This is a genomic window from Rossellomorea orangium, assembly GCF_019334305.1.
Lineage (GTDB): Bacteria > Bacillota > Bacilli > Bacillales > Bacillaceae_B > Rossellomorea.
Genome location: NZ_JAHWGH010000018.1, coordinates 514,330 through 538,619, shown reverse-complemented (window position 1 = coordinate 538,619; position 24,290 = coordinate 514,330). Strand labels below are relative to the sequence as shown.

Sequence of the window (24,290 nt, the reverse complement as noted above, 5' to 3'; positions counted from 1 at the left end):
TGGATTCCTTCTCACTTACGTTAATGAACTGATACTATACATATTTTTACAAATATCAAGTTATTTTTTCCTAAAATAAAGGGATATTCCTGGCGTTTTTTGGGTTAAAAGAATTAGTATGTGGGTATGGGTATTTTATGCAGTTTGATTGAAAGGAAGAGTGATGTAAATGGAGTATGCTTGCAAAAGCTGTGGAGTACAGATGGAATATCATGAGAAAGGATTCTTTTTCTTACATAATGAACGACCCCATCCAGTTCCGTTGACTGGAAACTTTCAAAAGGCGGGACCAAACACATATGCATTTCAATACGACGACCTGAATGAACTTTACGGGAGACTCTCAAGCATAGAATCATTGATGACTAGTGATGGATGGAGCTGCAGTATAAATTGTTCAAGGCAGCATGGAGCGTTCCTCCCTGCAAGGAAGTTCCTTCATTTGATTAAACATAGAAAGATGGTAAACGTCATACAACAGGGTGAGTTCAAGAGTCATCTTCAGCCCATCATTGCTCTTGATGATTTCAGTTTGTATGGATATGAATCTCTCTTACGTGCAGATAATGGCATAGACAGGATCAATCCAGCCGAGTTATTTGAAGTCGCATCTCTAACCGGCTTTCATTCCATGTTGGATCAGAAAGCAAGGAAATCAGCAATCGAGTGCAGACAAGGTCAAATCGATCCAGGGACGAAGAGTTTCATCAACTTTCTCCCTTCGACCATATATAACCCTGAATTCTGTTTGCGACATACCTTCAAGATTGTGAATGAATGCGGTGTGAACCCCAAAGACCTTGTATTTGAAGTAGTTGAAACTGAAAAGATTGATGATGTAAATCATTTGCGTTCTGTTCTTGACGTATATAAACGAGAAGGTATGAAAGTGGCTCTTGATGACGTGGGTTCAGGTTTTGCAACAGTCGAAATGTTAACATTGCTTAAACCGGATTATGTAAAGATTGACCGATCATTTATCGATCACTGTGACCAGGTTGAACAAAATCAGGAATTTCTACGGAAAGTGATGAAGATTGCAGGGGAATTAGACATTCTCGTCCTTGCAGAAGGAATAGAAAGAAGAGAAGAACTGCTCTTTTGTAAAGATATCGGTATGCACTATGCACAAGGGTATTTCATTGGGAAACCAACCGAAGAAGCGCTGATGCCATTTGCTGAGTCCCAATTCGTTTAAGCTGTACAAGCCTCGCCCATAAATCGGGTGGGGTGTATTTTTTAGGGGAATTTAAAGCATTTCCTTGACAAATCATAAGAACGTGATAATATACTACTATAAAATACTTTAGTGCATAAAAGCTTAAAAGCGTTCAAGAGAGAAAGAATCGAAAATTTCTCTTAACGTTACAATCACATATTTGTCTTGAACAACGCAGTAGGAATCAGTTGGACAGCAATCAGAGACTGGACGTCAGGTGGAAGTCCAGGCCGGCTTAATTCTGAATTACATTGTTCCTAAACACTCCATGGTGTTTATAAAAAAGACAACCTTTATGAAGTGGGGATAAATGGAAAAGTATGGTTGACCAGGGCTTTTTCGTTTATTTCAATTAGGGTGGTAACGCGGAGAACTCTTCGTCCCTATCGGGGGATGGAGGGTTCTTTTTGTATTCCTTCATCCATTCGAACAATACAAATACATCTAGATAAGGAAGTGTTACAATGTTAAACATTAAAAGCGTTCATAAACCTTCTGTTCCTGAAGCGTCCGCTGTATTACTGGCAGTACTCGGAATCATTAGTGTAAGTATCATAGGTGTTGGGTCGGTCCCACACATCCCCATCATCCTTTCTCTCTTCTTTTTAATGGTTTATGGTCTTCTCCGCAAAGTGAAATTCAAGGAGATCGAGCAAGGAATGATCGCCGGTGCACAGGGGGGATTGGGTGCCATTTTATTATTTTTCTTTATAGGACTCCTGGTAAGCAGCTGGCTGATCAGTGGAACCATTCCCACCTTAATGTTTTATGGATTTGAATTTGTAACACCGCATTATTTTTATGCTATTGCCTTCTTGCTTACATCTTTAAGCGGGATAGTGATTGGGAGTTCACTTACTACAGCCGCGACCATCGGTGTTGCGTTGATCGGTATTGGTGAAGCTATGGGATTATCTATGGCCATCACAGCCGGAGCGATTGTTTCCGGGGCGTTTTTCGGAGATAAAATGTCTCCATTGTCTGATACTACAAATCTTGCTTCGTCCATCGTCAAAGTGGATCTCTTTACCCATATCCGGAATATGGCATGGACAACGGTTCCCGCCTTCTTCATTACACTGATTGTCTTTGCGGTCTTATCACCCGGGGATGGACAGGTGGATTTCGAACAGCTGAATGCTCTCCAGGAAGGGTTAAAGCAAACGAACCTGATTCATTTGTATAGTCTGATCCCAGTTCTGTTGCTGGTGGTACTGATCATATACAAAACTCCGGCGTTATTGACTCTTGCAATTTCAATAGCCGTCTCTGTCTTATTATCTTCTTTTCACGGGGCATTAAAGGTAAGTGAACTCTTCCAGGTGTTGTTCTCAGGCTACACCTCCAAGACTGGGGTGGAATCCGTTGACTCCCTGTTAACAAGAGGGGGAGTGAACAGCATGATGTTTACCATCTCACTCGTTATATTATCTCTCAGCCTTGGAGGATTATTGTTTAAACTCGGAATCATTCCGTCACTTTTGGATAAGGTATCTGCCATCATACAATCGGGGAGAAGAACGATTCTTTCAACTGCACTATCTGCTATCGGTATCAATCTTGTAGTGGGGGAGCAGTACTTATCCATCTTACTGACAGGTGAAGCATTTCAGTCTCAATACAAGAAGTTGGGACTCCATCCAAAGACCTTATCCCGCACGTTGGAGGATGCAGGTACAGTTGTGAATCCTCTCGTTCCATGGAGTGTGTGTGGTATTTTCCTGACAGATGTATTGGGTGTTTCAACACTTGATTATTTACCGTTTGCTGTCTTCTGCCTCATCTCGCCTGTCATAACCATCCTATATGGATTCACAGGTTGGACGATTGAAAAAGAACGAACCGACCGTAACCCTGTCATATCCAATTAATAAACATAAACCGAAAAGGACTGTCCTTGTGAATCAATTACTTCTAAAGAAGAAGGTCGATTCACTTAAAGGACAGTCCTTTTCTCTGCAATTCGATATACGTGTCAAAATATTGCTTATAATAATGGCTCCCCAAACTCATCATAGTCAAATGAAAAAGAGGAAGTATAAATATCATCCAGTAGCTTTCAAGGAGTAATCTACCCTCTTGAACCATAAAGGACTCAATCATAAAGAGAAAGAGGACGCTCCAAAAAATTGATTTCCAATCTCCCGGTCTGAAAAATATCACCAGGCAATAAAAGTAGGTGGTAAACCAGATATATATGGCATTGCCTGCAATCAAATCTCTGACAGGGTCAGAAAAATGATTCATCGGTATCATATAGAGCTTCAAAAGGGAAGAAAGAATCCAGGCTAACGAAAGCGTGACGGTTGAGAGGGCAAAGAATAACGTTATAAATTGAATATAATGATTGGAGCGGTATTCAAGAAACTTCCACCATGTTTTGGCCAGTATGACAGAAATGATGAGGAAGAATGAAGTATAATACGATTCCCACCAATGATGCTCATATAAATTTGTGTATATAAACCAGGTTTCAATCACGAAAAATACGCCGATGATGATGGCGATTCTACTTATAGTCGACCGATACAAAACAATATACGTAATGGCAACCGGAACTGAAAATGCTTGAGAGCTGATTGATCCCAATACGCTGTCATTGTAATTATTCGATAATATATGGGGATGATACGTATAGCTATTGAATAGGACAAAAATAATATATTCGAATACATATGCCAATCCGGAGATGAAAAGCCAGAACAGAATGATTTTAGCAGATATACGACGGTTTTTAACCACTATCATACATAATGCGAAAATGCTGAAAAGACTAAGGAAAACAAAGGGAACCCAGTTCGCCATTTTAATGCTCCTTACGTTACAGTATAAAAAATAGTGTACTCAGATAGGATGGAATTATTTATTACAATTAAATAATCGTGTATTTTATTCCTCAGACGCTTTAATATTGAAGGATCTTCCTGAAGAGACTATAGTTAACAGTAACTGCTTCCAAAAACAAAACGAAGAGAACGATATAGATATAGAAAGGGGAGCATTTCATTGAAGATTAGTGATTTTTCCATACGTCGTCCTGTTTTTACTATTGTCACGATGCTGCTTATCCTTATTTTGGGAGGGGTCTCACTCCTTAGGATACCATTGAAACTCATACCAGACCTGAATCCACCCGTAGGGGTCGTGGTGACCAATTATCCGGGAGCAGGCCCACAGGAAGTGATGGAAAAGGTAACGAAGCCCCTGGAAGAAAGTTTGTCTACCCTGCCTGGGATGAAAAATATCCAATCGACTTCAAGGGAAGGCTCAAACTTCATTCTTCTTGAATTTTCATGGTCGACATCGATTGACGACATTGAAAATGATGTCCTGCAAAGATTGGACCAAACCCCACTTCCTGATGGAGCAGAAAATCCCAGGTTTTTAAAATTTGATCCTGCCCAATTCCCGATCATTCAGTTCTCATTGCGGGAAGAAGGGAAGGGCGATAATCTAAAAGCGCTATCAGAAAACTTGAAACTGGAGCTGACACGAGTCGAAGGTGTCGCCAATGTAAACGTATCAGGTTCATTACAAGATGAAGTGGTCATTGAATTAAATCAGCAGTCTTTAAAGGATAACCGGTTAAGTCAGGGAGATGTAGTCAATACCATCCGGGCAAATAATGTAACTGCTCCAGGTGATACGATAGACACAAATGGGCAAACCCTGACCACAAGAGTTGTTAGCAAGCTTCAGTCCGTTGAAGAATTAAAGAATTTGGTCCTTCAGGTGAATCCTCAATCAGGTAAAAAGATCACACTTGCAGATGTCGCAACCGTGGAGAAAAAGCAACAGAATACCGATACGATCACCCGGGCTAATGAAGAGCCGGCCATCCTGTTCAGTGTTTTGCAACAATCAGATGCAAACACAGCTTCTGTTTCTAAAGCGTTTCAAAAGGAGCTGAATCGTCTCCTGGAACAGGATCAATATCAATCAATAAAAGCCGATGTCTTGTTCGATCAAGGCGATTACATTACTCAAGCGATTGGAAATATTGCCAATTCCCTCTTAATTGGCGGAGCCTTTGCCATGCTCGTTCTCTTTCTGTTTCTTAAAAATGTAAAAAGCCCTCTTATCATCGGGGTTGCGATACCTTACTCTGTCATCGTTACATTTGTTCTCATGTTCTTTGCTGATTTCGCATTGAATATAATGACTTTGGGGGCATTGGCTCTCGGCATAGGGATGCTCGTGGATAATGCGATTGTCGTTATTGAAAATATCTACCGCCATTTATCTCTTGGGAAAAGTCCAAGGGAAGCTGCCAGTATCGGGGCAAAAGAAGTGGGGGGTGCCATCACAGCATCAACACTGACGACGGTTGCTGTCTTCCTTCCGGTTGTCTTCATATCCGGTCTGCTCGGTGAATTATTCACAGAATTTGCCCTGACGATTTCATTCAGCTTATTGGCATCACTCATTGTGGCATTGACGGTTATCCCGATGCTCGCAAGCAGACTTTTGAAAAAACCTAAAGGGAATATGGAAGCGAAGCGAAGACGTTCTAAGAGCAGGAAGAATTTCGCCCGTTCAGTTAAATGGGCACTTCGTCATCGATTCATCGTGTTATTCATCACACTTATTACCTTGGTAGCAGGGGGCCTCGGCCTAACAACGGTGGGAACTCAATTTTTACCACCTACAGATGAAGGTTTCTTCAACATGAGGGTCGAATTAGAAAATGGAGCATCTATTGATGAGACAAATAAAGTTGTAAAAGCAATTGAGGACAAATTGGAGAAGGAAAAGGATGTCGATGTATTCGTAAGTCTTGTCGGAACAACACAGGAAGAATCATTCAGAGGAAGTGCCAAAGGGAATATTGCAGAAATTTATGTGAAAATGAAACCTTTGAATGAGAGGGACCGTTCGATTTTTAGCTTTGCAGATGAAGCGAAGCCTGAAGTGGAACAAGCTGCGCAAAAGGTAAATCAATCTGCTGAGGTTTCTTTTAATCTACAGTCCACTTCCGGATCAAGTCCTCAAACCCTTACGTTTAATTTGAGGGATACGGATCAATTGCGATTGGATAAATCAGTCGATACTTTATTCACTTCATTGAAAGACATGAAGGATGTATCAGAAGTTTCGACAGATCAAATGGAGACTGTAAAAGAGGTTCAAATGAAAGTGAATAGGGAAAAGGCTCTTGAGCAAGGGTTGGCACCTGCACAAATAGGGAATCTTGTCCAGGATGTAACCCGTGGCGTGCTGACTACTCAAATGGTTACTGGAAATTCTGATGTCATTAATGTACTTGTTCAGTACGACCGGAATATTACCGAAAATCTTGATTCTTTGAAGAAGCTCCTCATTCCGAATGGTCAGGGAAAGTACATTCAGTTAAATTCCGTCGTCGACTTTTCCATAGAAGATGGTCCTGTCAGCATCCAGAGAATCGACCAGCAGCATGCCGTTCAATTTACCCTGAAGTATACATCAGGAACCAATCTTGGGAGCATTTCAAAGGCAGTCGATAACAAAATAGAATCCTTGGACCTTCCAGATGAAACACTCGTTTCCTTCAGTGGGGACCGTGAGCTTCTTGAGGATTCGATTGACGACATGGTCCTTGCCCTTGGGTTAGCCATTGTGCTTGTGTATATGGTCATGGCGGCACAATTCGAATCATTTAAATATCCGTTTGTCATTATGTTCACCGTTCCTCTTATGGTCATTGGAGTAGCGATCGCCCTTAGCATTACACAAACTCCTATCAGCATTTCGGCAATCATAGGGGTGATTGTCCTTGCTGGGATTGTTGTCAATAATGCAATCGTCATTGTCGATTACATCAATCAACGGAAAGAAGCCGGTGCCAGTAGCTTTGACAGCATCGTCGAAGCGGTTCAGGACCGGGCAAGACCTATCTTCATGACAGCCTTAACCACGATTCTCGGCTTATTGCCTCTCGCCTTGGGTATAGGGGAAGGTACGGAAATCAATCAACCAATGGGAATCGCGGTCATTGGGGGATTAATCAGCTCAACATTATTAACCATATATGTCATACCGATTGTATACAGCTTCTTTGATAAAGAAACAAGAAGAATGAAGAAGCCATAAGAATAAAAAACACAACGAGAGTTAACCCGAATGCTAAGTATCTTCTCTTTAGATGAGGTGCTTCAGAAGGAGGGTTGACTCTTTTTTTATTGAAGGGAGAGAGTAGAAATGAATAGAGGCGTGTATTTTATCACTGGATTTCCTGGTTTCTTAAGTCTGAATATTGTAGAGGAGTTACTGAGACAGAATAAAGCATCAAAGATATTCTTTCTTCACCTTGGCTCAATGAGAAAACAGGCGGAGGATTCCATTTGGAAACTGGAGTCCTTGTCAGAGGCTGAGTTAATCCTTGTCGAAGGGGATATTACCGCACCGAACCTTGATTTGTCTGTGGAAGACATCCATAAGATCAGAGATGAAGTGGAGTTTGTTTGGCATTTAGCAGCCATATATGATCTAGCCGTCCCTATGGACCTGGCACAGAATGTGAATGTAGAAGGTACACGACATGTGAATGAATTCTGTCAAACCATTAACGGGTTAAAGAGATATGTGTATTTTTCCACCGCTTTTATAGCCGGTTCCCGCAAAGGAGAAGTATTGGAAAGTGAATTGATTCGACCTGACCGCTTTCATAACTTCTACGAAAGAACAAAATTTGAAGCAGAAGTTCTTGTGGACGGTTTAAAGGGAATACTCCCGGTCACCATCATTCGCCCCGGTATTGTAAAAGGACATACAGAGACGGGAGAAACAATAAAATTCGATGGCCCCTACTTTATCATGAACATGTTTAAACAATTATCCTTTCTCCCGTGGATCCCCTATTTGGGTGAAGGATTTTCTTTTATTAATATCGTTCCTGTTGAGTACGTCGTGAGGGCATCCGTTCATCTGGGTCACGAAGAGGTTGGGATTGGAAAGACGTATCATATCACCGATCCTGAGCCTCTGACCGTCAAGGAAGTGTATGAAAAGATATTATGGCACATGCTAAAAAAGAAACCAGTCGGAAAAATCCCTTTATCACTCCCCTATTGGGCACTCCGTTTTCGTTTTATTCGCCGCTATTTGAGAGTTGAACGAGAAGCATTGGATTATTTCACTCTACAGGGAAGATTCAATTGTCAAATGGCACAAGAAGATTTAAAAGGCACATCGATTCACTGTCCGACCCTTTCCAGTCAAATCGAGCACATGGTGGCCTTTTACCTCCAACATTCCTTAGATGAAAAGCTGCATGTGAAGATTGATTAATAGGGACAGATTCTTACAAACGTGCAAACAACGTAATAATTGGGAGAGATATGGTAAAAATAATAGGAGAAGCATCAATAGGAGGAATCTCAAGATGGCCATTTCCCTGAAGCGATACACAGACCGTTACATACACAGCTACCTCATAAAGCGCATGAATAGGGACGTCCGTCACCATTTATTTTCTTGCATGGGGTGCACATGAAGTCATCTATAACGAAATTAGAAGGAATTCTATGGAGTATCGCTCTGCCGGGTTTTCCTCAATTGCTTGTCGGTCTGTGGTTTAAGGGCGCATTATTTGTCATTCTTGAGATCATCATCAATGTCCAAAGCAATTTTAATTTAGGGATTATATACAGCTTTTTAGGGGAGACACATAAGGCTGCAAGTGTCATTGATTATCAATGGCTGATGTTCTACCCTTGTCTATACATGTTTGCTATGTGGGATGCATATAAGCTTGCTGAAGGCTCGAAGTCGAGGTACAGTTTTTTGCCTTTTGTTATGTCAGCCTATATGGTGACTGTGGGTTTGATGTATTCCCCCAAAGTGTACATATTGGGTAAATTTATCGGACCGATCTTTTTACCTATATTGTTTGTCATTCCAGGTATACTGATCGGGCTTTTAATACGGTCCATCCTAATTCGATTTCATTAAATCTTATATCTTTACGAAGTCCCGGTTATGAGGTACAATAAGCGTATATAAATAACGTTTTCTACCTGTCAAAGGGGAGTAGCTATAGGTTCATACCTAAACAAAGTCGTCAATTCATGGTGTATGCCATCGGCTTTGTTGGCATATTTTTATGCTAAGCAAGACCTTTGCCTTATTTAGGCAAGGGTCTTTTTATTTTATAAAATTCCTTGCCTATTGGAAAGCTAACTATGTAATAGGAGGGACTATATGTATGGATGCTTCGATGTTGTTGGAATATGGCTGGGTCCTGCTGATATTGGTAGGTCTGGAAGGGATTTTAGCTGCAGATAACGCGGTTGTAATGGCTGTCATGGTCAAACATTTGCCGGTGGAACAAAGAAAAAAAGCGCTATTCTATGGGCTTTTGGGGGCATTTGTATTCCGGTTCGCTGCACTATTTCTCATTTCATTCTTAGTCAATGTGTGGCAGGTTCAGGCAATTGGGGCTATTTACTTATTTTACGTGGCCATCCATCATTTCATTAAGAAGAGAAAAGACACTGGGGATGTGGAGGCAGAGCCTGCGAAAGGTTCAGGCTTCTGGACTACTGTACTGAAAGTGGAGCTTGCAGATATCGCGTTTGCTGTGGACTCAATGCTAGCTGCCGTAGCTTTAGCCGTAACACTTCAACCAACAGGATGGTTTGATGTGGGTGGGATTGACGGAGGGCAGTTTATTGTCATGTTCCTCGGTGGTATCATCGGATTAGTCATCATGCGTTTTGCTGCGACTTGGTTTGTTAAATTATTGGAGAAATACCCTACTTTAGAATCAGCTGCCTTTCTGATTGTTGGCTGGGTTGGAGTGAAGCTAGCGGTGTTTACACTTGCACATCCTGATGTGGCGATTCTGGATCACCATTTCCCTGAATCCAAAGCGTGGAAGCTTGTATTCTGGAGCGTATTGATCCTGCTTTCTGTCGGAGGCTATTTATTATCCAGGAAAAAAGCAAAACAAACAGAAGCAGGAACTGAAGCAAAAGCGAAAGCTGAATAAATATGTTTAAAGCTAACAGAGAGTTTCTCTGTTAGCTTTTTTTATAAAACCATATTCTTTAAGGCGATACCCCTTTCATCACGGGATTCGATGGCAGATTTATGCATTAAGTAAGTGCTTCATTCAGACCCTTCTTAATTTTTATTTGGATAAAACCCCCTCAAAAAAAAATCTTCATACGTAACTCCTTTAATAAGGCGATCGATCGGCCAAATCAAAAAACAGTCCAGAGGTGTTACATATGAAGAAACAATCAAAAATCATGAAATCATCCTTAGCAGTACTTGTAGCAAGTTCTATCAGCTTTCCAAGTTCATTAGCGTTTGCAAATTCCAATGACGAAAACTTTGATTCCATCAAATTAGAACAAGGTACAACAAATGAAACGGTGGCAGTGAACGACGATGCCATGCTAAATTCGGCCAAAAAGGAAATCGAAAATCTGAAGGAATCTACAGAGACTCCTTCCCTGCTTCCTGGTGACTTTTTCTATTTTGCAAAGGTAGCCATTGAGAAAATTCAGCTTGCTTTTACAATGGATGACGCAAAAGAAGCTAAGTTGTTAGCTGAATATGCATCAGAAAGATTGGCAGAAGTCGAAGCGCTCTTTAAAGATGGCAAACAAGAAGAAGCCATCGATGCCTTAAATAACGCTATCGAAATGATTGAACAATCTGAAGATCAGTGGTCGGATGATGAAAGTGAAGAGGATTCAACAGTAGAAGACAAAGAAGAAGCTGATTCTGATGAAACCGTGGTAGAAGAAGACGACGCTACTGATGAAGATTCTGTAATAGAAGAAGAAAAAGCCGATGATACTGATATAGAAGAAAAAACTGAAGAGAATTCAGATGACATGAGTGAAATGGAAGAAATGATGGCTCAAAACATCCTGTCTCTTAAGGCGAACTTAGAAAAAGTAAAAAACCCTAAAGCAAAAGCGGCTCTTCAGAAAAATATAGAAAAGAGCTATATGAAATTAGCTGAAAAGCTCGCAAAAATTGAAGAAAAAGCAGCTAGAAAAGCTGAGGCAGAAGAAAAAACTGAAGCAGAAGATGAGCTAAATATAGAAGAAACAACAGTGGAAAACAATGAAGCAGTTGAGGCTGATGCAAAAGAGTCAGTTGATGAGACTACTGAGGTAGAAGTAAAAGAAGAAAAGGCTGCACCAGTAACAGTTAATCCACGTGTAGAGAAAAAAGAAGCAAAAAGCGAATGGAAAAATCAACATAAAGAGATAAAGCAAGAAGCAAAAGAAGCACGTAAACAAGAGAAAGAAGAAGCAAAGGAATACAATAAAAAGAAAAATGAAGAAAAGAAACATCATTCAAAATCAGATGAGAACCGCCAGCACGGAGAAAAAGGTAAAGAACACGGTAAGGGTCACCATAAAGAATAATATTCCAGGATCACACGGTAGAGGCTGAACGTTGTCTGAACATCAGTCAGAAAAGGGTTGTCATACAACCCTTTTCTCCCTATTCTCCTTTTACATTCAATATCTTATGAGTATAATAGTGTGCAGGATGGGGTGAGGCTGATGTTAAATGTATTACTATTTCTACTCGCTAAACAAAAGAAAAAGCAATCGCTTGAAGAAATGGCGGTTAGAATACAAAATGGTGATGAACAATTATTAAATGCAATTCTTGAAGACTATAAGCCCTTTATTAAAAAAACGGTTTCTTCCGTCTGTAAAAGGTACATTTACGAAAGTGATGATGAATTCAGTATCGGTCTGATTGCCTTTCATGACGCTATCTTGAAGTATAATCATGAGCGAGGATCCTCTCTCATCAGTTTTTCTGAAGTCATCGTCAAACGAAAAGTAATTGATTATATCAGAAAAAATGGGAAGTTTCAGGATATAAGCATTGATATGAGTCTGGTTGATGACGGTGATGAAGTTGCCAATTTGACTATCGATCAAATTGTTTCTGTAGATGAATTTACAAAACAGGAGGAAGCAAACAAGAGACGTGAAGAAATTTTGTCATTCCAGGAACAACTGTCTCACTACAAGTTGTCCTTTCACGAGCTTGTCGAGCATTCCCCAAAACATGAAGACGCGAGACTGAATGCCATTAAAATTGCCAATACGGTAGTGAGTTCACAAGAAATAGTGGATTATCTTATAGAAAAAAAACGGTTACCAATAAAAAAATTAGAGAAGCAGGTAAACGTAAGCAGAAAGACCATTGAGAGAAACAGGAAATATATTATAGCCATTTCTCTTATCCTTATGGGGGATTATGTATATTTACGGGATTATTTAAAAGGGCGGTTAGAGATATGAAAAAAGGGATCATTATGGAAATCAAACAGGATATCCTGGTTATGATGACACCAGAAGGGGAATTTTTGAATGGAAGAAAGCATCCCGACCAACAGTACTCAATAGGGGAAGAAATCCCATTCTTTCCGGTACATAAAGAATCGACAAACACCAAGCCATTTCTTAAATGGAATTGGAGAATTTCGACTTCATTGATTACGGCCCTGGTCTTCATCATTGCCCTGTTTTCAAGTGCTGTGTTACAGGACGATCGGGCTTACGCCTATGTTTCTGTCGATATCAATCCCAGTATGGAATTAACATTGAATAAAGAACAAAAGGTCATAGAAATCAAGCCATTCAATGATGATGCGAAAATTCTACTAAAGAAGATGAGTAAATGGGAAGATAAAGATGTTGGTAAAGTGACTAAAATGATCTTTCAGTTAAGTGAAAGATTAGGGTATTTAAAGGAAAATCAAAATGTCATCATCACTTCTTCCTTCATTGATGATACCGATCACAAAAAGGAAAATGAATTACTCGATGAACTTAATGAGTTTGTTCAGGATTACAGTTCGGATCATCGCTCTAACATCATCGTGAAAGAAACGTCTCAACAATTTAGGGAAGAAGCATCGGAAAAAGGAATGACTGCTGGTTCCCTCATTCGTGAAAAGGAACAAAAAAATAACGATTATGGGATCGAACCGGAAAAAGAGAAAGCCGTGATCAAGGAAGAAAATAAGAAGCCAGACACGGTTCATGAAGAAGAGAAGCCCAAAGAGAAGAACAAAAAGGCGAATCCTTCTATAAAAGAAGAGAAATATAACAACAATAAGGCCGATGGTAGACCTGATGATCAGTACAAACGTGAAAATCCTCGCCTGGAAAAGAATGAGGAGAAAGAAAAACCGGATCATCCAGAACATAGTAATTCTTCTCATAGTGACAAATGGTACAGAGGAAATGGCCAATCAGGCAATGACCATAGAGATGTTAGAAACAGAAATCAGGATTACGATAAGAATGATGGCCATCATAACAGCAAAGAAGAAAAGAAAGATGACCATTGGGATCGAAAAGAAGACAAAAAAGATTAATGGAAGAGACTCATTCATGGAATGGGTCTTTATTTTTGACGAATTAAAGGGTAGCCGGTAAACACCAGCTACCCATATGCCATATTATTTAGTTTGTTGTCCAGTCAGTTGAGACTGAGCTTGCTTTACAAGACGCTTAGTGATTTCTCCCCCGACGGATCCATTAGATCGTGCAACAGTATCTGATCCTAGAGTCACACCAAACTCCTGAGCGATTTCATATTTCACTTGATCAAGGTATTGTTCAACACCAGGAACGAGTAATTTATTTGAACTTCTAGCCATGGTCGTTTTCCTCCTTACTGATAAATTTGAAACAATGAATGTTTCAGTAGTACTATTATTGGTATTAACCAAGTCGAACATGAATGGTAATATTTCGCCGAAATTGCATTGTTTGTATTAAAATAAAGGATTATGATTCTAATTTGTTTAAGAGGTTTTTATTAAAGGAAGAATAAACATAAAAGAAATTATCCATTTTTCCTTTCAATCTTCTGCTATATTCTTTAAGATAGAAAAGGAAATAAAGTTGAAAGGGAAATACATATATGTGGTATAAGCTTAGATATAATTTAAATAAATTAACTCCTGCACAAGTCATCGTTACTTATTATTTTCTTGCCGTGACGATTGCCACGATCCTGCTCAGCCTTCCCATAGCACATAAATCCGGGGCTGAGTGGAGTTTTTTAGATGCAATTTTCACAGCTGTCAGTGCTGTGAGTGTGACGGGATTAACCGTTGTGAGTACCGTTGATACATTTAATACGACAGGTATCTTCATTCTAATGTTTGTTCTTCAATTTGGTGGAATAGGCATCATGACTCTCGGAACGTTCTTCTGGTTGATTGTCGGGAAGAAGATAGGCTTGAAAGAACGCCGTTTGATCATGACCGACCAGAACCAGACGAGCCTGGCAGGTCTAGTTAGTCTGTTAAAGCAAATATTACTTTTGATCATCTTTATTGAAATCGTAGGGGCATTTATTTTAGGCGTCTATTTCTTTGGCTACTACCCGACGTGGCAGGAAGCCTTTCTTCAGGGACTATTTGCATCCGTGAGCGCAACGACAAATGCTGGATTTGATATTACAGGTCAGTCACTCATTCCTTATGCCAATGACTATTTTGTTCAGTTCATTAACATCATATTACTAACGCTTGGTGCTATTGGATTTCCCGTTCTGATTGAGACGAAGGATTATCTTATGAGCAAAAAGCGAAACAGACATCACTTTTCATTATATTCAAAGATCACTACCGTTACTTTTTTTGGATTGATGGTATTTGGAACATTAGTCATATTCATCTTTGAATATAATCGCTTTTTTAATGGCATGGAGTGGCATGAGTCCTTCTTTTATGCCTTCTTCCAATCAGCCACAACGAGGAATGGGGGACTCGCTACGATGAACGTCGCCGAGTTTTCATCTCCTACCTTGTTGGTCATGAGCGCACTTATGTTTATAGGGGCTTCACCCAGCTCCGTCGGTGGTGGAATCAGAACGACGACTTTTGCACTGAATATTTTATTTTTATTCCATTTTGCCAAAGGGAATCAAACAATCAAAATATTCAAGAGGGAAATTCACCAGCAGGATGTCATTAAATCCCTTGTAGTGACGATGATGGCCATTTTCATCTGCTTTCTATCTGTCATCATCCTCACCTTCACAGAGGATCATTCTATTATGGAAATTGTCTTTGAGGTTGCCTCTGCGTTTGGAACGACGGGACTTTCCATGGGCATTACTTCAGAACTATCGTCTGTTGGAAAATGTGTCATTATCGCATTAATGTTTATCGGTCGAGTGGGAATCCTTTCATTCCTCTTTATGATAGGAGGAAAAGAAAAGACAGCAAAATATCATTATCCAAAAGAACGGGTCATTATTGGATAACCTTTTGAAAACGATGCTCATTGGAGCATCGTTTTTTTTACTGCAAATGAATAGTACATAGTGTGAGACGAGAGGATGCTGTTTATTTCAATGCAGAATAAGGTACGTCGAAGTAGAGGAGGAGGAATATGATGATGGGAAAAGAAATGACCCAACCTAAGATTGGATTTTTATGATGGACGATCAGTACTGTGAACATCATAAGATTAAAGAGGATATCCCAACTCAAACCCCATCCGTGATGATACGTCATCATTCCAAAAAAGTAGGAAATACCTTCAGTAAGCCCATAGATACTCGTCCATAAAAATATCCACCCAATCTTCCCAGGAAAGCTGGAGGGGAGTCTTCCGATAAAGATGGAGATAGTCACTGTATATTGAATCATCATTTTACTCAATGAAACCAGTGTATGATTTAGATGAAGGAAGTTACCGAAAGGAGTAACCGGACGGAATTCCCACATCGAATAGTCATATAAAAGAAATTGTGAAAGTAAGTCCCCGATAATGAAAAACAATAACGTGGGGTAATAATGATAGAAATCCTTCCAATTGCCAAATTTCCAACCAATCAAAGCGTATGCCAATAAGAAAAGTAATATCATGTCAGATCCTCATTCTGCCTTTTTGCTTAGTTTTCGGTTAAACATTTGTTTTATTCAAGATTTTCTATAAGCCTCTAAGATCATTGCTTAGCCTGAAATGCCTATTATTAGAAGAATGGAAAAGGAGCCGAAGGGAAAAATAAGGTCAGCAAAGGAGATGAGTCATTATGAAGAGAAAAGCACAATACAATGCAGCAGAAAAAAACAATCAAACCCCGCTTAAAAATAAGCAAGAAACTGAATTTTCGGCTGAATTCACCCAGGGAGAAGACCCGGCAAAAGGAAAAAATAGAAATTCATCAAAAGGTAAAAAGGGAAGAGGCTGATGAAAGAAAAAAAACAGTCCTTTCGTGAAGAATTTGGCCAGGAATTTGGAGATGTCAATGCAGCCAAGATTTTTGAAGTGACACAAAAACAAACAAAAACACAAGAAAAAAAGAAAAAATGTTAAGCAATTGCTTAACATTTTTTTCTATATCATTGAACAAGTGCACGGTCAAATTCAAACACTGTCGATTGACCGGAAGAAGGTTCGAAGTAGGCAAGTACATATTGCTCCTGACCACTTTTGGATTGAATTGTTTCGAGCAAAGTATGTTTATACAGCTCTTTTTCATTCAGGTTCAAGCTCTCGAATCCTTCACCGGCAATGACAGGAGAAGCTAACAGGCTTTGGTAAATGGTTGATCGTTCGTCCTTTGTCAGCTCATGTGTCCACCATGGTTTTCTAGGCTTATATTTCTGATTCTCCAGATAGTCCAGTTTCATCAGACTCTCAATGACTGGAATATGAAAGCTCGTTTCAGTGGATATAAATTCATGCAATCGTCTGAATAAATCCTCTAATTGATGACCGATTCGTGACCACCCTTTGTTTTCCCAGAATGATCCGAATTGCTGGAAGAAATCAAATGGTGTTTCAAAACATTCCGTAACCAAATACTCAATGGTGCGATCCATCCGATGATCGTTCCAATATTTTTCCAATACATCTTCCACTTGCTTGATCCGTACGATATCGTCGAAAGACAATACGTTATTCCCAAGGATCTCATAGGGAGAATGATCCATATACGTATATTGATGATCATTGGCCCGAATTCTTAATCCAGTCCCACGTAACATCTTCAAGAACCCTAATTGTAGCTCTTCAGGTCTCAATTCAAATACATCATTGAAGGTTTTCCTGAAAGAATGATAATCCTCTTCGGGCAGACCTGCGATCAAATCGAGGTGCTGATCAATTTTTCCTCCATCCTTCACCATGGTGACGGTTCTCGTCAGTTTTTTATAATTTTGTTTCCGCATGACAAGGTCATTTGTTTCATCATTTGTAGATTGAATGCCAATTTCAAAACGGAACAGTCCTTGTGGTGCATGTTCGTTCAGGAATTCAATTACTTCCGGCCGCATAATATCTGCCGTGATTTCAAATTGAAAGACAGTACCCGGCAAGTGCTCATCAATGAGAAATTGAAACATCTCCATTGCGTAGCTTCGGCTAATATTAAAGGTACGATCCACAAACTTGATGGTTTTTGCACCATGCTTCATCAAATAGCGGATATCTTCTTTTACCTTCTCACGATCAAAGTAGCGTACGCCCACTTCAATAGATGATAGGCAGAACTGACATCGGAAAGGGCATCCTCTGCTTGTCTCGATATAGGTCACGCGTTTGCCAAGCTGAGGCAAATCTTCCTGAAAACGAAAAGGAGAAGGGACGTCCCGTAAATCGATTTTATTTTGTTGGGGCTTGATGACTGGTTTTCCTTCAGATAAATATGCCACTCCATGTACTTTGGACCAATCCCGGTCACCATTAAGCTGATCCAATAATTGTTTAAAGGATTCTTCCCCTTCACCTATGACGATAAAGTCAACGTCTACGAGGCGCTCAAGCCAATATGGAACATCATATGTCACCTCTGGACCTCCGAGGATGATCGTAACCTCAGGCATGATTTTCCGGAGAATCTTAATAACCCTAATGGTTTCTTCTATATTCCAAATGTAGCAGCTGAAACCTATGATGTCAGGCTTTTTTGAAAATAAGTCGGTAGCAATATTTAGAGTTGGATCTTTGATGGTGTATTCAGAGAGCTCTATTTCATGTTCGGGCTCTGCGTAAGCCTTTAAACAGCGAATGGCTAAATTTGTGTGAATATATTTTGCATTTAACGTACTTAAGACGACTTTCTTCATTAATAATCTCCTCTATTCTAAATCAATCCGGCGCTCAGCCATATGAATTTCTTTTACTATATGGTAGATGACCAAAGATGTTCGTACATCATACTGATTATCATTTTATCGAAGCTTGCGAAAAAGCTCAATGTTTGTCTAAAATGAATTTAAATTTCTTGTAACTATTAGAAGGAATTTTAGGAAATTGTGCGAATAATATTAAGTAAATAATAGTTTTTTGAAAATTGTGTTAGATGGAAGCTAGTCTGCCTGATTTAAGAGAATAGTTTAACAAGAAAAGGGACTGACCCGTGCATACAATTGGGTCAGCCCTTTCTACTGAAGTTTATCTTGTTTTTATTTCCCTTTTGGAAAGCAGTTTCTGCAATTTTGTTGATTTAAACTCTATGATAGGCTGAGTGATGCTGGTAAAGAATTTCGTTGAAAAGAGCATCGTTAGCACGAAAGATACCCCGAGTAACAAAAGCAAGCTTGTAGTAGGGTCAATCGTGTCCTTAAGTTGGCTTTCACGGAATAAACGTATGAGAAAACCATGGAGCAAGTAAACATAGAGAGTATTTTTCCCCCATTTAGTGAAAAATTGTCTCTTTGTAGGCACGAATGTAAAAAAGCTGAAAATCATCACGATGTTTAGTAAGTAAACAGCTGCCCTGACTGCCATACTGAAAGTGTTATTCCATGCGAAGTCCCCATAAGGTTTGGAACCGAGCAACCACTTATCTGAGAATTCAGGGACAAAATACATTCCCAAAAATACAAGTACAAATAATGAACCTGCCACTAAACGGGCTTTATTCGTTTTAAAATATTCGAAGTGCTCCTTTTCCATATAATATCCCATAAGGAAAAGCGGGAAGAAGACAAATGTTCTGGAAAGGCTCAAATAATTTGAAATGACATCTGCAAATCCCACGATTAGTCCAAGGGAGAAAGCCACTGTCAGGCCGATTCCCGGCTTAAACTTAAACCACTTGATGAAAGCATAAAGCAAAGCGTTCCAACAGAATAGACTTATAAGGAACCATAATGACCAGTGTGGATTGAGCGGATCAACCTCGAATGTTGATTCCTTATAAAGAAAGTGATAATACACTGTGTAGATTAATTGAAACACAATGTAAGGGAGTATCAGCTTTTTTGCAAGTTTTTGGATATACCCCTTTTTATAGAACCCTTTTGCGAAAAATCCTGCCACAAGAATGAAAGCCGGCATATGAAAGGTGTATATTGTTTTATACAAAGAAAGGATAAATGGGTCACTTTCAATATAGGACCGGATAATATGTCCAAATACCACTAAAAAGATCAAAATGAATTTGGCATTGTCGAAGTAATAGTCGCGCTGTTTCATATCTTCACCATCTTTTAGAATAGTTTAATCCTCATTCATTCTTACCCTAGGATACAATGAGCAAAACATGAATTTCATTGTTAATTATCACCAAAAGTATGGGAAGCTATGCGAATTCTATAAAGAGTTAAGCCAATGGTCGTCTTTTAAAATAGTAGGGGGATGAAGAAATGACTAATAGCAGTAAATTAAAGAAAGAGCAAAACGAGGAACAATGTCATCCCATCGATAGGGAAATTTGCCTAGCTTCACCCATGCCGATGCTTGTCATCAATCATGAGTTGAAAATCGTTTATGCCAACCCCGAGGCATGTGACACCCTGCAAATAAGTGATGAAAATGCAGTCGGAAAGCTGTTCAGCATATTTTTCTCCTCTGTACCAGCTCCTATCGTGACCCATTATAAAGAAGTGATGGAAACAGGGAAAACATTAGAGGATGAAACTCTGATGAACGTCAATGACAATAAAATTATTCATGTTGAGTTATTGCTTAAAAAATCGACCATTTCTCCCAATGCATATTTATACTTCAAGGATGTAACGGAACTGAAGGAGAAGGAGCGCAAAGATCATTTGAACGTGCATTTATTATCTAACATTTTTCAAAATGCATCAGAAGGGATCGTCTTATTCGATATTGATGGTAATATCAATGATGTAAACCATGCCTTTAGTTTACAAGTAGGACTCGATAAGGAAGAGATCACCTCCAGGAATATCAGCTCTTTCATTCCGGAGAATGCTCACTATAAGATCGATAAGATTAAAGAATTGATATCTCAGAACAAAAAAGCCCGCGGTGAAATTCCGATCAAGAAATCTCAAAGCATTTCAATCGTGGAATTCACGACAAGTCCATATGTTCATCACAAACTTCACATGGCCATTCTTAGAGATGTCACGGAGAAAAGGCAGATGGAAATTCAACTCAAGCGAAATGAAGAGTTGTTCAAGGGGCTGTTTGAGGAAGCAATTGATGCCATTGTATTATGGGATCAAGACGGCAGGGTTCTTAAAGCGAACTCATCTGCCCTGAAGATATTCGAGTGTACCCTATCCGAACTCCTTTCAAAAAAAATCAGGGACTTCGTGTATCCTCTAGAAAGCCAAAAATTCGATTTGGTCATGGAACAATTGAACAGAAGCGGAGCAGTGCGGGATGAGGTATTGTTCCTCATGCCAAACAACCAGCTGAAGCATCTGGAATTCACATCCAAACTTCACTCCGTTGATGGATATAATATGACGATATTTCGTAATGTCAGTGAACGGTATCAAATGGAGAAGGAATTACGAGAAAGCGAAGAACGGTTCCGGAAGATTTTCGAAGGGTCTTTGGACGGATTGCTGCTGACGAATCATAATTATGTTGTTGTAGATGCAAATCCTGAAGTGAGTAAAATCATCAACATGGAAAAAGATCAGCTCATCGGTAAGGATGTTCGGGAAATATTGAATATAGAGCCTGGTGAAGAATCGTATGATGAATATTTGCAGCAGTTGAAAGAGGACGGTCAAGCGACGTTTTTAAAGACGTTAACTTCATATAGGGAAAGAGTTCAATATGTAGAGCTATCATCTAAATATAATTTACTTTCCAACTTGAATTTAACTATCATCCGTGACATTACAGATCAGATTGAAATGCAGGAACAATTAAGAAAATCAGATACATTAAGTGTTGTGGGGGAACTTGCTGCAGGGATCGCCCACGAGATCAGGAACCCGATGACCGCACTTAAAGGGTTCATTCAACTGCTGGAAAACAGCGTGGGCAAAGATCATGAAATGTACTTTAATGTTATCACTTCTGAATTTCAGCGAATTGAGTCGATCATTACGGAATTTCTGGTACTGGCAAAGCCTCAGGCAATCCAATTCCAGGAAACGGATTTAATCAAAATCATGAAGGATACGGTTGAATTATTAAGTGCCCAGGCAGTCATGCATAATGTTCAGTATGAGGAAAATTATCAGGTGAACCTGCCGTCTATCGTAGCTGAACCCAATCAGTTAAAGCAGGTATTCATCAATGTGATTAAGAATGCCATTGAAGTAATGTCAGGTGGCGGGGTCATTTCAATCAGCATCAAGGAAACAGCAGAAGAAATGATTCATATCGAAATCAAGGACCAGGGAGGCGGGATCTCAAAAGATAAAATAAAAAAGCTTGGTGAACCCTTTTATACAACAAAGGAACGAGGGACTGGACTTGGCCTGATGGTAAGCTTTAAAATTATTAAAGAGCATAAAGGAAGCGTCCAGGTTGAGAGCATTGTTGGAGAAGGGACCATCTTCCATATTTATTTGCCAAAATCATAAAGGAGTCCTTTAAAATGTCGTTTCATTCAATCACTATTGCTAGTCCCATCGGGAACCTTAAGCTTTCTGCAGATCAAAATCAATTGCTTTCTGTGCAGTTCGTTGAAGAAGAAGTATCCAATGAAGCGGATCATCCCATTCTTCTAAAGGCGAAGGAACAGCTGCATGAATTTTTTAATGGGGAAAGGAGAGTATTTGATCTTCCTCTGAAAATAGAAGGAACAGACTTTCAATTGGAAGTATGGAATGCCCTTCAAGACATCCCATATGGTGAAACCTGTTCGTATCAAGATTTAGCAGAAACCGTTCGTAGACCTAAAGCCGTGCGGGCAGTTGGACAGGCGAATAAAGCAAACCGGTTCCCCATCATCATCCCCTGTCACCGAGTCATCGGGAAGAATAAGAAACTCACAGGCTATGCAGGTACGCAAATCGATAAAAAAGAAATCTTATTGTCACTGGAAAGTTAAGGAAAACAGATATAATCCCCTGGGATTATATCTGTTTTTTTTTATGCATCTTGCACCAGTTACCACAGACTTGATGAATCTTTCTGAAAAAACAGATTGATTCTTTCACCTGTTTAGATTATCATCTAATTAGATGATAATCTAATTATAAAAAGGGGTGGCAACTTTTGCAGCTTAGTAAACAGGTGGCTTTTCATAAAACAATGGGGGATCCGACCCGTATTAAGATTGTCTACTTACTGGCAGAAGAAAACCTGCACGTAGGGGCCATTGCGGGGAAACTTGGGCTTACGGCACCCACAATCTCCCATCATTTGACGAAGCTTAAAGAATGCAATCTTGTCTATTCAAGACGGGAGAAAAACACGATTTACTATTTTCTGAATAAAAAAGTACTAAATCATCACGGGGATGTTCTTCACAGATTTGCTCATGAAGAGAAAGGGGAAAGAACGTTGACAGAACAACTAATGAAAGAGAAACAGAAAGTGAAAAATAATTTCCTGGAGAAAAATGGACGGATCAAGACCATTCCTTCACAACAAAAGAAAAAACTATTCATACTCGAACATATGGTGGAGGGACTCAAAGTGGGTGAAAAGTATGAGGAAAAAGAATTGAATGAATATATTCAACAATTCCATGAAGACTTTGCCACATTAAGGAGAGAATTCATCATCCATCAGTTCATGTACCGTGAAAATGGCATATACGAGGTGAATCCGAGGGAAATGTGGGCTTCTACCAAGCTGATATAACCGGATAGATAGGGGAAAAGAGAAGGTGAAGTCCCTTCTCTTCTTTAAATTACTCCAATGGCACGTCCTATGCTTTCTTCAAAGTCAGGATACAACACTCCTTTTTCTGTGATGATACCAGCAATCAACTCATTCGAGGTCACGTCAAAGGCGGGATTATAAACTGGGACATTTTCTGGGGCGATGATGGAGCCTGCCATCGTCGTGATTTCTTCACGTGCTCTTTCTTCTATGGGGATATCCTCACCTGTCTTAGAGTCCAGATCAAACGTGGAGGAGGGGGCAGCCACATAAAAAGGAATACTGTAATGGCTACATAGAATGGCAAGCATCGATGTTCCGATTTTATTTGCAGTATCCCCATTTGCAGCTATACGGTCAGCGCCGACTATCACCGCTTCCACTCCTTTCTCCTTGATAGTATGAGCGGCCATGCTGTCGGTAATAAGGGTCACGTCAACACCTGACTGCTGAAGTTCCCAAGCAGTCAGACGAGCACCCTGAAGCACTGGCCGAGTTTCACAGGCGAACACTTGAAACCCGATCCCTTTCTCCCTTCCTAAGTGAAAAGGGGAGAGTGCAGTTCCATATTTACTTGTGGCAATGCTTCCGGCATTGCAAATGGTCATAACCTTACGCTTATCATCCAATACTGTCAGGGCAAACTCCCCGATCATCCTGCATACCTCCTCATCCTCTGTATGAATCTGGATAGCTGTATGAATCAAATCGGTCTTTGCTTCATTTACGGTTTGTACATGTTCCAGTACTTTATCCAGGCGGTTCAATGCCCAGAATAAATTGACAGCAGTCGGCCTTGAATCTGCAAGGTATTTTTTATCACGTGTGAAAAGGCTCATGAACTCTTTCAGATTTTCTGTGTCATATTGACTTGCGGCTAGAGCGAGCCCGTATGCCGCAGTGATCCCGATTGCCGGTGCCCCCCTTACTTTGAGTGAGACAATCGCTTCATAATATTCATGCAGATTTCTAAGTTTAAGATATTCAACTACATTTGGCAGCTTTTGTTGATTAAGGATCAGTAAATGATCTTCATGCCACTCGAGTGAGGTTGGTATGGTAAGTGTTTGTGTCATGAG

The 24,290-nt window shown here is 39.8% G+C and carries 21 protein-coding genes and 1 riboswitch; of the genes, 15 read left to right on the top strand and 6 right to left on the bottom strand.

Features of this window, described 5'->3' with window-relative positions; all coding sequences use genetic code 11:
- The first annotated feature begins 202 nt into the window (after window positions 1-202).
- Window positions 203-1,198: an EAL domain-containing protein gene (locus KYJ26_RS19885; RefSeq protein WP_257475133.1), complete on the top strand. Its 996-nt coding sequence runs from the start codon at window positions 203-205 to the stop codon at window positions 1,196-1,198.
- 485 nt (window positions 1,199-1,683) lie between these two features.
- Complete coding sequence (gene nhaC / locus KYJ26_RS19880; RefSeq protein ID WP_219169294.1) at window positions 1,684-3,090, top strand: Na+/H+ antiporter NhaC; 1,407 nt, start codon at window positions 1,684-1,686, stop codon at window positions 3,088-3,090.
- Window positions 3,091-3,151: 61 nt separating this feature from the next.
- On the opposite strand, the gene KYJ26_RS19875 is transcribed toward nhaC, so the two are convergent.
- A complete protein-coding gene (locus tag KYJ26_RS19875) occupies window positions 3,152-4,024 on the bottom strand; it encodes a hypothetical protein (protein ID WP_219169292.1) in 873 nt (290 codons plus the stop codon).
- Window positions 4,025-4,225: 201 nt separating this feature from the next.
- Here KYJ26_RS19875 and KYJ26_RS19870 point away from each other — a divergent pair, with 201 nt between their 5' ends.
- The 7 genes from KYJ26_RS19870 (at window position 4,226) to KYJ26_RS19840 (ending at window position 13,568) form a co-directional block, all read left to right on the top strand.
- On the top strand, window positions 4,226-7,291 hold the full coding sequence (locus KYJ26_RS19870) for an efflux RND transporter permease subunit (RefSeq protein WP_219169290.1): 3,066 nt from the start codon (window positions 4,226-4,228) through the stop codon (window positions 7,289-7,291).
- Window positions 7,292-7,399: 108 nt separating this feature from the next.
- On the top strand, window positions 7,400-8,488 hold the full coding sequence (locus KYJ26_RS19865) for an SDR family oxidoreductase (RefSeq protein ID WP_219169288.1): 1,089 nt from the start codon (window positions 7,400-7,402) through the stop codon (window positions 8,486-8,488).
- Between the two features lie 201 nt (window positions 8,489-8,689).
- Window positions 8,690-9,151: a hypothetical protein gene (locus KYJ26_RS19860; RefSeq protein WP_219169286.1), complete on the top strand. Its 462-nt coding sequence runs from the start codon at window positions 8,690-8,692 to the stop codon at window positions 9,149-9,151.
- A 61-nt stretch (window positions 9,152-9,212) separates the two neighbouring features.
- Window positions 9,213-9,307, top strand: a riboswitch (yybP-ykoY riboswitch).
- A 97-nt stretch (window positions 9,308-9,404) separates the two neighbouring features.
- Window positions 9,405-10,190 carry a TerC family protein gene (locus KYJ26_RS19855; protein WP_219169284.1) on the top strand — a complete coding sequence of 262 codons (786 nt, stop codon included), beginning with the start codon at window positions 9,405-9,407 and terminating at the stop codon, window positions 10,188-10,190.
- A gap of 241 nt (window positions 10,191-10,431) precedes the next feature.
- Window positions 10,432-11,589: a DUF5667 domain-containing protein gene (locus KYJ26_RS19850; protein WP_219169282.1), complete on the top strand. Its 1,158-nt coding sequence runs from the start codon at window positions 10,432-10,434 to the stop codon at window positions 11,587-11,589.
- A gap of 141 nt (window positions 11,590-11,730) precedes the next feature.
- Window positions 11,731-12,486: an RNA polymerase sigma factor SigI gene (gene sigI, locus KYJ26_RS19845; RefSeq protein ID WP_219169280.1), complete on the top strand. Its 756-nt coding sequence runs from the start codon at window positions 11,731-11,733 to the stop codon at window positions 12,484-12,486.
- The gene (locus KYJ26_RS19840; RefSeq protein WP_219169278.1) at window positions 12,483-13,568 is read left to right on the top strand and encodes an anti-sigma factor domain-containing protein; all 1,086 of its coding nucleotides are present in this window, start codon (window positions 12,483-12,485) and stop codon (window positions 13,566-13,568) included. The genes sigI and KYJ26_RS19840 overlap by 4 nt, the downstream gene beginning before the upstream one ends.
- 84 nt (window positions 13,569-13,652) lie before the next feature.
- Here the strand turns inward: KYJ26_RS19840 and KYJ26_RS19835 are convergent, their stop codons facing one another.
- Entirely contained in the window at window positions 13,653-13,853 is a 201-nt protein-coding gene (locus tag KYJ26_RS19835) for an alpha/beta-type small acid-soluble spore protein (protein ID WP_034763616.1), read from the bottom strand.
- Between the two features lie 266 nt (window positions 13,854-14,119).
- On the opposite strand from KYJ26_RS19835, the gene KYJ26_RS19830 reads away from it, so the two are divergent.
- Window positions 14,120-15,472 carry a TrkH family potassium uptake protein gene (locus KYJ26_RS19830; protein WP_219169276.1) on the top strand — a complete coding sequence of 451 codons (1,353 nt, stop codon included), beginning with the start codon at window positions 14,120-14,122 and terminating at the stop codon, window positions 15,470-15,472.
- A gap of 82 nt (window positions 15,473-15,554) precedes the next feature.
- Here the strand turns inward: KYJ26_RS19830 and KYJ26_RS19825 are convergent, their stop codons facing one another.
- Window positions 15,555-16,079 (bottom strand): hypothetical protein, encoded by a 525-nt coding sequence (locus KYJ26_RS19825; protein WP_219169274.1) that lies wholly within the window; start codon window positions 16,077-16,079, stop codon window positions 15,555-15,557.
- 167 nt (window positions 16,080-16,246) lie between these two features.
- Between KYJ26_RS19825 and KYJ26_RS19820 the strand changes: the two genes are divergently transcribed.
- Both KYJ26_RS19820 and KYJ26_RS24080 read left to right on the top strand, forming a co-directional pair.
- Window positions 16,247-16,405: a hypothetical protein gene (locus tag KYJ26_RS19820; protein ID WP_219169272.1), complete on the top strand. Its 159-nt coding sequence runs from the start codon at window positions 16,247-16,249 to the stop codon at window positions 16,403-16,405.
- Entirely contained in the window at window positions 16,405-16,530 is a 126-nt protein-coding gene (locus KYJ26_RS24080; protein WP_257475132.1) for a hypothetical protein, read from the top strand. The genes KYJ26_RS19820 and KYJ26_RS24080 overlap by 1 nt, the downstream gene beginning before the upstream one ends.
- Before the next feature lie 26 nt (window positions 16,531-16,556).
- Here the strand turns inward: KYJ26_RS24080 and KYJ26_RS19815 are convergent, their stop codons facing one another.
- Together KYJ26_RS19815 and KYJ26_RS19810 are read right to left on the bottom strand one after the other, a co-directional pair.
- Entirely contained in the window at window positions 16,557-18,284 is a 1,728-nt protein-coding gene (locus KYJ26_RS19815) for a B12-binding domain-containing radical SAM protein (RefSeq protein WP_219169271.1), read from the bottom strand.
- Window positions 18,285-18,612: 328 nt separating this feature from the next.
- Window positions 18,613-19,638, bottom strand: a complete 1,026-nt coding sequence (locus KYJ26_RS19810) for an acyltransferase family protein (protein WP_219169270.1) — start codon at window positions 19,636-19,638, stop codon at window positions 18,613-18,615.
- A 170-nt stretch (window positions 19,639-19,808) separates the two neighbouring features.
- On the opposite strand from KYJ26_RS19810, the gene KYJ26_RS19805 reads away from it, so the two are divergent.
- The 3 genes from KYJ26_RS19805 (at window position 19,809) to KYJ26_RS19795 (ending at window position 23,190) form a co-directional block, all read left to right on the top strand.
- Window positions 19,809-21,962, top strand: a complete 2,154-nt coding sequence (locus KYJ26_RS19805; RefSeq protein ID WP_219169269.1) for a PAS domain S-box protein — start codon at window positions 19,809-19,811, stop codon at window positions 21,960-21,962.
- 14 nt (window positions 21,963-21,976) lie between these two features.
- Window positions 21,977-22,432: a methylated-DNA--[protein]-cysteine S-methyltransferase gene (locus tag KYJ26_RS19800; RefSeq protein ID WP_219169268.1), complete on the top strand. Its 456-nt coding sequence runs from the start codon at window positions 21,977-21,979 to the stop codon at window positions 22,430-22,432.
- 167 nt (window positions 22,433-22,599) lie between these two features.
- The gene (locus tag KYJ26_RS19795; protein WP_219169267.1) at window positions 22,600-23,190 is read left to right on the top strand and encodes a DUF2087 domain-containing protein; all 591 of its coding nucleotides are present in this window, start codon (window positions 22,600-22,602) and stop codon (window positions 23,188-23,190) included.
- Window positions 23,191-23,234: 44 nt separating this feature from the next.
- On the opposite strand, the gene mtnA is transcribed toward KYJ26_RS19795, so the two are convergent.
- Window positions 23,235-24,287, bottom strand: coding sequence for an S-methyl-5-thioribose-1-phosphate isomerase (gene mtnA, locus KYJ26_RS19790; RefSeq protein WP_219169266.1), 1,053 nt, complete (start codon window positions 24,285-24,287; stop codon window positions 23,235-23,237).
- Between the last annotated feature and the right edge of the window lie 3 nt (window positions 24,288-24,290).